Source organism: Brevibacillus sp. 7WMA2 (assembly GCF_010748895.1).
GTDB lineage: Bacteria > Bacillota > Bacilli > Brevibacillales > Brevibacillaceae > Brevibacillus_B > Brevibacillus_B halotolerans.
In genome coordinates, this window is sequence record NZ_CP048799.1 from 1,555,963 (window position 1) to 1,568,651 (window position 12,689).

Annotated in this window: 8 protein-coding genes; all 8 read right to left on the reverse strand. The window is 40.5% G+C overall.

All coding sequences use genetic code 11. The annotated features are described in order from the left end of the window. Window positions 1-47: 47 nt before the first annotated feature. The 8 genes from GOP56_RS05695 to GOP56_RS05730 all read right to left on the reverse strand — a co-directional run bounded on the left by GOP56_RS05695 (window position 48) and on the right by GOP56_RS05730 (window position 12,675). Complete coding sequence (locus GOP56_RS05695) at window positions 48-1,628, reverse strand: acyl-CoA synthetase (RefSeq protein WP_163244882.1); 1,581 nt, start codon at window positions 1,626-1,628, stop codon at window positions 48-50. 161 nt (window positions 1,629-1,789) lie between these two features. After that, a complete protein-coding gene (locus GOP56_RS05700; RefSeq protein ID WP_163244885.1) occupies window positions 1,790-2,302 on the reverse strand; it encodes a hemerythrin domain-containing protein in 513 nt (170 codons plus the stop codon). A 145-nt stretch (window positions 2,303-2,447) separates the two neighbouring features. Next, window positions 2,448-3,044, reverse strand: a complete 597-nt coding sequence (locus tag GOP56_RS05705) for a hypothetical protein (protein ID WP_022586916.1) — start codon at window positions 3,042-3,044, stop codon at window positions 2,448-2,450. An 81-nt stretch (window positions 3,045-3,125) separates the two neighbouring features. Next, window positions 3,126-4,247, reverse strand: coding sequence for a Ger(x)C family spore germination protein (locus tag GOP56_RS05710; RefSeq protein WP_163244888.1), 1,122 nt, complete (start codon window positions 4,245-4,247; stop codon window positions 3,126-3,128). Continuing rightward, on the reverse strand, window positions 4,244-5,347 hold the full coding sequence (locus tag GOP56_RS05715) for a GerAB/ArcD/ProY family transporter (protein WP_163244890.1): 1,104 nt from the start codon (window positions 5,345-5,347) through the stop codon (window positions 4,244-4,246). The genes GOP56_RS05710 and GOP56_RS05715 overlap by 4 nt, the downstream gene beginning before the upstream one ends. Before the next feature lie 6 nt (window positions 5,348-5,353). Next, on the reverse strand, window positions 5,354-6,868 hold the full coding sequence (locus GOP56_RS05720; protein ID WP_163244892.1) for a spore germination protein: 1,515 nt from the start codon (window positions 6,866-6,868) through the stop codon (window positions 5,354-5,356). 208 nt (window positions 6,869-7,076) lie between these two features. Then, complete coding sequence (locus tag GOP56_RS05725) at window positions 7,077-11,027, reverse strand: non-ribosomal peptide synthetase (protein ID WP_163244894.1); 3,951 nt, start codon at window positions 11,025-11,027, stop codon at window positions 7,077-7,079. Window positions 11,028-11,073: 46 nt separating this feature from the next. Beyond that, entirely contained in the window at window positions 11,074-12,675 is a 1,602-nt protein-coding gene (locus GOP56_RS05730) for a serine hydrolase domain-containing protein (RefSeq protein ID WP_163244896.1), read from the reverse strand. Between the last annotated feature and the right edge of the window lie 14 nt (window positions 12,676-12,689).

Genomic DNA, 12,689 nt, shown 5'->3' on the forward strand with positions numbered 1-12,689 from the left:
AAAAAAGCCTTTTCTCCGTTACGAAAAAGGCTTCCAGACAAAGCTTATCAATGTATTTTATCCATTTCACTCAACATCTGATATTGTCTGCGCAGCTCTCTTTTTACAATTTTCCCGCTAGGATTACGCGGTAGCTGATCCGTGACCACAACAAACTTAGGCACTTTAAAGGAGGAAAGACCTTTTTTACAAAATTGCAATAATTCTTCTGTTTCTATTTCTTCTCCTGCTTGCGCTACTACAATCGCTGTAACTGCTTCGATCCAATACGGATGCGGAATACCGATCACTGCCACCTCCGAAACCTTTGGATGCTGATACATCCATTCTTCAATTTCACGACTAGCTACGTTTTCACCTCCCGTTTTAATCATATCCTTTTTGCGATCTACCACTGTTATATAGCCCTCTTCATCCATGCTACCGAGGTCACCACTATGAAACCAGCCACCTTGAAAAGCACTTCTCGTTTTCTCCTCATCCTTAAAATAGCCAAGCATGATATGACTGCTCCGATGTACAATCTCGCCGATATGGCCAATTGGCACTTCGTTTCCTGACTCATCAACAATTTTTGTTTCTACATGTAATGCAGGCTTCCCAGCCGAGCCTGTTTTGCGAAGCTGATCATGTGGTTTTAATACGGTGGCTAGTGGAGCTACTTCTGTTTGTCCATAAAAATTATATAGCTTGCTTTGAGGTAAGCGCATACCAAGCTCTTTGATAATCTCTACAGGCATGATGGCAGCTCCGTAGTAGCATTTTTGTAACGAAGATAAATTACGTGCTGCAAAATCCTCGGAACGCAATAATGCGATCCACACAGTAGGCGGACAAAAAAGCTGTGTTGCCCCGTATCGTTCTACCGTCTCAAGCATCAGTGCAGGTGCAGCATGTTCTAAAATAGTACCGCTTGCGCCAACATATAAATGAGGACCTAAGAAACAATGAAGCTGGGCGGAGTGGAATAACGGTAAAGCATGAACCAAAATATCCTGCTCCGTCAAATCACCATCTAAGATTACACTCATGTATTGCGCTATCAAGTTTTTATGAGTAAGCATCACGCCTTTTGGCTTGGACTCCGTACCACTTGTATACATAATCTGAGCGACGTCATCATCATCCAAGTTCACATCAGGCTCCACTGTTGGTAAGTCAGTAATCATCGTACGCAATGGCATCCATTCCAAATTAGGATCGGCAGGGTTTGATATGATAGCTCGTAGTCGCAACTCGCAGTTCGCAATCTCATTCGCTTTATCTGCTACAGCTAGGAATTCTGGCGCAACAAAACAAGCCTGAATCTCTGCATGTCCCATGATATATGCAACATCCTCTACATTCAGCATATAGTTGATCGGGACCATAATAACTCCCGCTTTGGCTAAAGCGAACGTAACAATTACAAAGTCAAGTGAGTTACGGGATAGTACGGCAGCACGATCACCCGTTTGCAGTCCCTTAGAGCAGATATATTGAGCTGTTTGGTTTATTAATGAATCGAGTTGTTGGTAGGTAACCTCCTCCCTTTTAAAACGCAAAACTATTTTTTTCGGAAAACGGAGACTGCTTCTTCTGATAATATCCCCTAATGTATTGCGGCGAGTTCGTTGAATTTCGCTCATTTCCATACCTCCCCACTATTTCTCTTTATTATATATGGGTTTGGTACGTTTTCAGAATGTTTCGTCATAAATAAAGCCTTTTCTTGCTCATGCACCAGTGACTGTCGCAGAGACTGCTCAGACGTTGAACAGTCTCCTTTAATCCGATTTGGTTACCCCTATTATTTTCTGTTCGCTTTCATTAACTGTCTCTGCAACTCGTCCTTCTGTTCCTCTACTAGCAGTTGGTTTGCCATCGGAAAAAGAACCATCTCTTCTTTCATAAAGTGATCGGATAAAACTACGTAGGCTTTCGCTACAGGATCGGCCGTCATAATAGCTGAGTTCTTGTCAATCGTTACACCTACTGTGCTCATTTTTTCTTTGAAATGTACGAAATGTTGTTTCGCTTCTCGGTGTTCCTCTTCCATGACTGCAATAGGTCCGTTCTCTCCACCCGTCAGCTCAAATATCATGGGGAAAAAGAAGGATTCTTCACGTTCGGCGTGCGTTTCTAGCATAAGCAAAAAACTGTCTACCTTTTCTTCTAATGAATGCAGACTTTGAGCATAGCTCTTCTCATCTCCCGTTTTCCCCATTGTAACGGCTTGTTCATACAACTCTTCCATTAACTGCCGGAGCGGACCATGCTCGTTCTTTAATTGTTCAAATGCAGGTGATAAATCTTTATGCATGGCACTTTTCCTCCTTGTTTTCTCTGCTTCTAGTATACTTGTTTTTGCTAGAAATAGTGAGAAGTTGTAACGTTTTTACCAAAATAAAATAGGCACCTCCTTTTGCCCCTCAAGAGATGCCTATATCCTTTTGGATCTTTACCGTTTACCTTGTACTCTCTTCTTCCTGATGGATGAATTGCTGTTCGACCAATTCCTGGTGAAAACGTAAAAAGTGTAAATAGACACGGACAGCCTCATCAAAGCGCTCCATACGACTTTGTAATTGTTGCTGTTCACTAAGACCATAGAAGCGGCATTCGTGAACATGCATCACCCAGCGATCGAAGTCTCCTTTTCCAAACCAAATACGCTGATGAAAAAATTTTCTCATCATGTATAAAAATGATTCTTGGGAATAGTGATCTTGAAACTTTACGACTTGGTTCTCCCATTCATTTCGGACTTCCTCATGAAAAACGCTAAGGAACCATTTCATCGTACCTTCCACTAAAAGTCCGATATTCGTCCAAGCAAGTAATAAATCCCCAGGCTCTGTGCTCTGCATATGTAGCCAACGGTGCAGGCTTTTCGATAAACTAATCTGGCACAATAAGGTATCTGCCGTGACTAGATGAGCAGTAGACAGTTGTTTCGATCGAGGAGGAATGCTCCAACTTGCATGAATGCTAGTGTGTCGTTCAATTACTTCATCTACGACTTGTTCTAATGGCATTTGCTCTACTTGTTCCCATGACACCATAACACGTTCTCCCCCTCATCTGTTATAATACAGTTATTCTACTCGCTTTTCTCTGTTTTGTATAGCGTAACTATTGCCCTGTTATTCTTGAACTAAGCCGTTGAACATTACCCTAATTTCTGGCTCGATCATAATCGTTATCTTTGCAAGTGCACTTCCCCAGTCCATCTGCATGTTTTTCCAATCCTGATAATAGTATGCTCTCATGTAATCTCCTAGGCCTAGAGGATCTACTTTGTGCTGCTGGAGTTTTTTTATGACCTTCTCTGTTTCTTTTTTTACTGCCTTTTCAAGAAACTTTTCGATTGATTTCATGGTGTTCTGCGCAGGAAATAAATTTACGCTTTCATTCAGGTTCGCATCCATTTTTAGCTTGATGTTATAGTAGAATTGATCATCCTTTTTTACTAGCTTCACCTTACGAGTCACACGTTCAAAGGTGGCGCTTATGATTTTGCTGTCAGCTTTATTTTTTGTTTCCTTCAGAGGTAACGACAGGGAGAACAAGCCTTTATGAAAGCGTTGAAGCATATGCATAATTATAGTCTCCTGAAGAGAAAGCGTCGTTACAGCCTTTCCCTGCCCATTTAATAAAGCGGTTCCTTTTATCTCCAATTGATTTTTTTCTTTCTTGACAACTCCAATATAAGGTGTAATCGTCTTCTCCATTACCGTCCATTGAAAATCGAGTAACGTAGAACGCGAAATCAGGTTACGCACTGCTGTCGAATCAATTAACTGACCAAGATATATGGGCAGACGGGGCCTGTTTTTCGCTTCGAACATAATCACATCCTTCACCGGCCCATCCACCATTAAAACATTCGCATTACTAGCACTAGTCACATCCCGATACAAAACATCTAATAAGGGAAACACATCATGCGACTCCAATAATTCCCGTCCAATCAATACCTGCTGGAGTTTGGCAGTAGTTAAAAGTCCGATAGAGCTAGCATCAAAAAAATTACGTGCGTTACGAATACTATCTGCTTTAACTTCATGTGTTTCTACTTTTTTAGGTGCATCTTCATTAAAAATAGGACTTACTGAATAGTAATACAGATTTTTCCCTTTTTTATCCAAACCAAGTGTTAAATTAAACGTTGCATTCTCAATATTGATCCGTTGCGAGCATCCACTCAGCAATAAAGAGAGCAGATCGATCCACAGAAACATGTGAACATAATACTTGTTAATCATCTCTCTCGCCTCCTCTGTATGACCTTTTGAAATAGGACAAGATACAGGAAGAAGATTAGAGGGAACAAATAGCTCACGAAATAGCTGAGTGGCTGCGCTATCTCTAAAAAATGACGGATTTCTGAAAAACTAGGCGAATATAAAAGCGAAATGGCGATAAAACATCCTAAAAAAATCAGAAAGTGTTTCTTCCTCATCTCAGCATGGAATAGATTCTCTACGGTATAGACAGAAAAATAGCTGAGGGTAATCCATGATATCGAAAGAACAAACAAATAAAACGACAGAAAAATGACTTCAAAACGCTCTAAAAACGGAAACTCCACTACTTTTAATAAGGTAAGCGTGGGCCACATATAGTTAGCCACTTGTTCCTGTGAAAAAAAGAGAAAACAGATGATGGTGACAAACAGCAAAACCAGCATCGAAATAGTATTGGCGATGAGAGCACCCGCTGTTGCTTTTGATTTATCCTTTAAGAAGGGATAGAAAAACATGATCATCTCAAAGCCCCAAAAGAAGGTAATGGCAGGCATGATACCTTTTATCACAGGTTCTAGTCCTTCCCGCATAATCGGAAGCAGATAGAATGTATTAGCATATTGTAAGGGAAAAATCAACAGCAAAGGCATCCACACACTTATCAAAATAGCAAATTGAGCATAGCGAGTAATGTTTTTAAACCCATGAGAACACAGCATATAAATCGGGATAACAAATAAACTCATTAGCCAAAAGCTCGAAATTCTCTGGAGAACCCATACCTGGATTAAAAAAATGGAACCTGCTACTATCGCATAGGTAAACAAGATGAGATGGAGCGCTATCAAAAAATACATGAACCAACCAACAATTGGACCACAATAGATACGTAAAGACTGGAATAGCGTAAGTTCGGGATTTCTGGCCATCATTTTTGTGATAATGATGCTAGCGATACAAACGATGATCCAGCTCAGCACAATAGATATCCAGCCATCTATTCCTACTTCACGTGCTAAGTCTCTGGGAATATATAAAATCCCCAAACCTACCTGATTCCCCGCTATTAAAAAAATATATTGATACAGCGTTATTTGATTATGCTTCACATAACCCATCTACCATCACCTATCTGTTGGATCAGTAGCCTTTTTCTTCTTTTCCTGTAATGGACTTGCACTATGAGGTCTGATAGTCAAATATTTTGGTGCAGTAAGTACAACGGCATCTTTCCATTCTTTCATTCGAACCGGAGCAAGCGGCGAACCATACGGCGTTCCAATAGAGGTTAGCGTAATAAGGTGGATAAACATGATCATTAACCCCATGATAATTCCTACATAGCCAAAGAAATAAGCAAGCATCATCATGGGAAAGCGAAGTAAACGAATGGTTGACGACATATCGTAGTAAGGGATGATAAAGGAAGCAATTGCTGTAATGGATACCACGATCACCATAATGTTGCTTACAATACCAGCCTGAACTGCAGCCTGACCAATTACAATACCACCTACAATACTAACCGTTTGACCGATTGGCCCCGGCAGACGCAATCCCGCTTCCCGGAGCATTTCCAATGATAATTCCATTACTAAAGCCTCTAATACGGGCGGAAAAGGTACTTTTTCCCTTGACTCTCCAATGGATAATAACAGCTTTAACGGGATCACTTCGAAATGAAACGAAATTGTCGCCACATAAAAAGCCGGAAGCACAAGAGAAATCATAAAAGCAATATAGCGCAGCAGCCGAACAAACGAAGCTAATAGCCAGTTGACATTATAATCATCCTTCGTTTGCAAAAAACCAACCAGATCCATTGGTGCAATAAGTACTCCTGGGGAACGATCCATGATAATAGCGACACGCCCTTTTAAAATTTGCATTGCTGTCGTATCAGGACGTTCTGTCACCAAAAACTGCGGAAATACTGTGAATGTATTCTTTGAGATTAATTGCTGTAATTCACCGATATTTATAATGACATCCAGACTCAGCGCTTGAATGCGCCGCTCCAATTCCTCTATGACCTTTGGGTTAGCTACATCCTCCAAATAGGCCAGGGTAATAGTAACTTTTCCCCGTTCTCCAATTTTTAGCTGCCGAAGCTTTAATTCTGGGCTAGGTATGTATCTACGTAGTAAACCAAGGTTTTTTGAAGCATTCTCTACGAAACCATCATGCGCACCCTTGATTGTTGGCTCAAGATACGGCTCTTCAATCGAACGATCAGGATATGAAATGGTATTGATCTGGTAAGCTGTAGCATGGTGATGAAACAGTAAGATGCTTTTACCAATTAATAAGCTTTGTACAATCTCCTCTAGCGAGTGTGTTGGCTTCATTTCACAGCTTATTAAGGAAGAATCCTCAATCTGTGTAAGTGACGTCATGTTTTTTAACATAGGAGAAAGTACATCTTCATAAATTAATTTTTTATCAGAAAGCTCCTCCATATATAAAATGGCAGCCTCTTCACCTTGATTCCACGAAAAGCGTTGTACGGTAAGATCTGGCATCTGATCAAGCTTGGACAGAATTTGATTTATATTGTCCTTCAGTGATGTAGTAATAATAGATTCAGCTTGCGCGTGTCCTTTTCCCATGCTTCGTTTAAAAAATGGATGTTTGGGCATGCAATCACCTCTACATGTCCTTAGACTGTATGTTAAGTATGTACTGTTAATGGAGGATTATGCACATAATAGAAAACCTTGGATATTCCTTATACAAACTTGCAAAGACCCCATTTCTTTTAACTCGATCCACTTCGAAAATGATAAAAAAAACAGTGTAGAAGCAGGAAAAGATTCCCTTGCTACTACACTATTTTTACACGTTACATTAAAAATCGAATTCTTCATCCTCAAAGGCATCTGGTAGCGCTGGCGAATCTGAGTTCCTACTAAGCTCAAAACTAGCGATTGTCTTGTCGAATCGAGATGGGATTTGCTTTAAAATTTGTAAATAAGCTTGCCCCAAGTCCTCCGCCGTTTCTCTTTTGAATAAGTTACTTGAATAGTACAGATCAAATAATAGACCCTCATCAGGCGTCTCAACAGCGATGATGGATAAATCCATTTTGGAGGTAGTATCCGCAAAGTCATAGGCTATATAAGTTAATTCTTCCGATTCTATCCTTGCTTGGTTCATATTTTGAAGGGTAAGCATCGTTTGAAATAGTGGTGTTCGACTCGTATCCCTTGGGATTTTAAGCTTTTCTACTAGAGCATCAAAGGGATAATCTTGATGGTCGAACGCTTGAAGTGTTCGTACCTTTATTTCTGTAAAGAATTCTTCAAATGTTTTCGCAGCTTGAGGATAATTACGCATTGCTAGGGTGTTAATAAACATCCCTACCACTCTTTCCAGATCAGCATGCTGCCTTCCCGCTACTGGGGTGCCAACAACAATATCCTCCTGTCCTGTACATGTAAACAGCAAGATATTATAGGCTGCTAACAGAAGCATATATAAGGTAGATTCAGTATCTTGAGCGATTTGATAAAGTTCTTCACTTTCAGCCCTAGGAAGGGTAAAGGAAATTCGTCCCCCTGCATTTGTACGTATGGAAGGGCGTGGATAATCGGTCAGCAAACGTAGAACTGGTGGCTGAACAACGAACGTATCCTTCCAATATTTTTCTTGTATCTTTACCTGCTCAGAAGCAAACCATTGATTCTGCCAATGTGTGAAATCCTTGTATTGTATAGGTAATGGCAAAAGTTCCTTTCCTTTATAGAAATCAATCAAATCCTCAATCAGGATTGCCATAGATATACCATCAGAAATGATATGATGCATGTCCATGATCAAGAAATGACGCTCTGGTCCTAACTCATACAAGCCGACGCGAAACAGGGGTGCCTGTGATAAATGGAACGGTTTTATGAATTCTTGAATTGCATCACGAAGCTCATCCTCTTGTATCTTACGTTGACTCAGATGAAAGGTTACCTGTTTATGGATTCGCTGAACCTGCTCTTCTCCTTGCCACTCAAACGAGGTACGGAGTGCTTCATGACGTTCGATTAGTTGAGTAAGAGCTGTTTCAAAACGTTCCCGATTGACTGGACCCTCAATGATTACGCAAGTAGGAATGTTATAGCTTGTATCCCCTTGATTCAGTTCGTCGACAATCAGCATTCTCCTTTGGGCAGCAGAAATTGGGTAATACGAACGCTCTTCCACGGGTTCCAATGGGGTTTGAATAAAGGCAGAATCGCCAGACACCTGAATCAACTGCTCCAGCGACTCAATGGTAGGATGATCAAAAATTTGTTTAACCGAAAGACTCACATTAAGTTCTTTGTACAGGATAGTAACCAGCGTCATTGCCTTTAGAGAGTGACCTCCTATCCGAAAAAAATGATCCTGTATTCCGATTTTGTCTAGCTTCAAAATATCTTTCCAAATCCGTACCAATTCCTCTTGCAGAGGAGTTTTAGCCGCCTCATATGAAGCAGCTGAAGTAAGGTAATCATTCAATTGAGCTAGTTTTAATCTATTGATTTTCCCATTTGGAGTAAGCGGAAATTCAGGCAACTGCATAAATTGAGATGGAACCATATAATCTGGTAAATGGCTTTGAGCAAACTCGGAAATTTGATTAAGGGTTACTTCATTTTCCGAAACGAAATAAGCAACTAAATATTTGATCCCATCCTCGTCTGTTTTATCAAGAACAATCACTTCTCTCATGCCAGGGAATTGTAATAGCCTTGCTTCTATTTCCTCCAGCTCGATACGAAAACCTCGAATTTTTACTTGATGATCCATTCTACCTATAAATTCCAGATCACCACTTTTGAGCCAACGCATTAAATCACCAGTTCTATAGACGCGTGGCACGCATAGATGCGGTGTATCAATAAAACGCTCTTTGGTCAGCTCTGGAGCGTTAAAGTATCCATGCCCCACGCCTTCCCCACCAATACATAATTCACCTGGAATTCCCGGAGGAAGCAGTTGCAAATGTTTATCTAAGATATAAAGCTTGGCGTTATGTATTGGTTTTCCAATAGGAACCGTAGTAATTTGCTGTAATTCCTCCTTGTTCAAGATATGGTACCCAGAAATATCTGTACACTCTGTTGGACCATATGTGTTGGATAATTCCGCTCTAAAATGGGGCGATTTGATCCAAGGCTGTAGTTGAACCATGTTGATCGGTTCACCACCAAGACTGATGTGGCGAATGCTTTTCAGCTTAGCAAAATCATCGGCGACATTTTCATAAAGTAAGGGATAAAATGCACTAGGAGCGCAGTTAATCGTAGTTATCTGCTCTCTATCGATCACAGTAGACATCTGACGATAATCGAAAGGACCCGGGGAATAGATGATTAATCTTCCTCCAACAAGTAACACGCTAAACAAATTTTTCTGTGCCAAATCAAAACTATTGGGAGCAATCAGCAAAGCCCGTTCATTCTCTGAAAAAGACAGCTTCTTGATATACCAGTATAAAAGATTAACAAAAGAATGATGTCTAATCATAGCTCCTTTTGGATTTCCTGTAGAACCTGATGTATAGAGAACATACAGAATTCCTTCAGGTTGATAAGGTAGGTTTAGGTTTTCCGTAGGAGCAGTTGCTTGCGTCAAAATTTCTTCGATGATGAAAGTACGAGCTTGTTCTTGTGTGCCGTTCATTTTATGTTTTTGTTGGGTTAGTATCACAGAGGCTTGAGAATGTGTTAGTAAATAGTTGATTCGCTCCTCTGGATAATCAGGATCGACTTGTAGATATGTCGCACCTGATTTAACAATACCGAGGATACCAATTAATAATTCAAGAGAACGTTCCACCATAAAACCAACAATTGTCCCGGCACTCACCTCTTGTTCATGTAAGAACCAGGCAACTTGATTCGCACGATCATTTAATTCACGATAGGTTAATGATTTCCCTTCGAATACAACAGCAATCCGATCAGGCGTCCGTTCAACCTGCTCTTCGAAAAGCTGGGATACCGATTTATCGCGTGGATAGTCAAAGCTACTCGCGTTAAAATCATAAAGTAACCGACAACGTTCATCTTCATCTAGGAATGAGATTTCCATTAAGCTTTTATCCGGTTCTCTCATCACTTCAGAGAGATAATTGTCTAGATGATGAACGATCATTTGCATCCGATCATGACTATACAAACTAGCATTATATTCAAGAGCCAGTTGTAAATGATCCGCTTTCTGAGAAAAGCTAAAGAGCGAGTCAGCTTTTAATTGGCTTACGCTGCTTTTCTCGTGGATGTCGTCTAGCATAATGCATGTATTACATAATGGGAATATCCCATCTTCAACCTGCAATCCAGCTTTTGTCATCACCTGGTAAAATGGATAGTTGGAATTTTGGCTAGCTTCCTTGATGTTTTTACTCATTTGCATAAGTAACTGCTTAAACGTCATCTTATTTCGTTGTACCTGAATACGTAACGGTAGTAATTTATTTACGATTTTCAATTCTTGCTTTTGTTTAAAGACAGGTGTACTAAACACAATATCATCTGCTTCGGTGTAGCGTGAAAGAAGATCTGCAAGAGCAGTAGCAAGAATCGTCAATATTGCATATGGAGATTGATTTGCAATCATCCGAATTTTTTCTGTTACCTCTGCCGAAAACGAATGAGTGATGACTCCCTTTTGGAATTCCTCCAGCGATGTACGTAAAGATTCAATAGGGAACGTAGAAAGCGCACTAATCCCGTTCATTTGATCTAGCCAGTATGCTTCTTCTTTTTCTAATTTTTCATGAGAGAGTATGAGATTTTCTGTGATTTTGCTAGTCGTCATGAATGCAAGCCTCCTAGATGTAGAAGATAGATGATTCCTCTAGACGTTATAATCGTTGCATTTTCCAAGTGCCATGGAGATGAAAATAGGGAACCTGCCCTTGCTCATCAATGTGAAATTGCACCGATTTAAACGTATCACTGACAAATAAACCGTGTTCCATTGGAATCAGAACTTCTGTAACCCCGTCCTCTTCCATGATAAGTTTATGATCCTGATACGTTACATGATAAACCCAGTCTGGAAATCCATGGTGTGAATAAGTCCCACAGCAAGCTTCTAGTTCCTCTGCTAATAGAGACGTCCGATCATCTGGCAATAAGTAACGGTGACAGCGATTGTTATTGATCATAAGATACTGCACACAACCGTCACTTTCCCTTATCACTTTCAGATTCAGCACATGATTGCCCTCTTCGTCATACCCCTGCAAGAAATCGCCTGTCCTTAGCTGTAGCCTAATTGGTTGGTTATTTAAGGTTAATAGCGACTGATCTTCCTTCGTAATTTCTATAAATCCTACGTTAGCTCCAAAGAAGGTTCCCGCAATGCCTGAGCATTCCTTGGCGTTATTTTGATCTTGGAGAAGCTCTGCGGAGGTTTTTGCTTGGACAAGCGGTAATTGCAATTGCTCGAACACGAGACGGATAATTTTTTCATGCGGAAAGGGGCGATTATTAAGGATAATGACAGCACTCCCCGCCTCTGTATGCATAACAAAATCACCACTATAGCTACTAATATCGCCAAAATGTCGAGAGATACGATGACCTGTCTCTGTTTCTTGCAAGAAAAAGCCCAATCCAAACCCACTTTGATACGTGTTAAATAATGGCGTGTTATATTCATGCATTTGCTGAATGGATTGGGCCTGCAGGAATTGCTTATCCATATCACATTCCTTATTTATATGTAAAAGGGCAAACTTAGCTAAATCTGTCACTGTTGACATCGCAAAAAAGGATGGATAATACGCTGTATTTTCTACAAAGCGATGCAGGACACAAATCTGATCATCATGTATATAATGCGGCAACGCCAGTGAATGGGTCATGGCAAACAATGGATCATATGTGCTGCTATTCATTTCTAGAGGAGCAAAGACTACTTCTTGAATTAAGGCTGCAAAAGCTTTTCCTGTAACCTCTTCTGCTACACAGCCTGCTAGATTGTAATGAAAATTACTATATGTATGAAGCTTTCCTGGTGGAGCCATCAATTTCATTTTAGAAAGCTCCTCAGAAACATGTCGCCGTAAGCCATCTGATTCGCGACTTCCAAGATAATCTCCACCGTTATTAAATCCTGCCGAATGGCTCAATAAAGTCCGAAGAGTTAACAGATTATTGTACGTGGGATTTTGGAGTGAAAACCAAGGAATGTAATTAATGATGGGAGTATCTAATTCAAGAAGCCCATCCTCTACTAATTTCATGATCAACGTGGCGGTAAACAGCTTCGAAATCGAGCCTATACGAAATAATGTCTGTGGACTTACCGCTACTCCTGAATCTTGCACACTAGTCACACCAAATCCCTTTGTATAGACTAATTCCTTATTATGGATAATGGCGATGGCCAGGCCCGGTACACGGGCCTGCTCCATTTCCATCGTGATTTGATGCTCAAGCTCTTTTATACGTAGCATGCAAATCTCTCCTC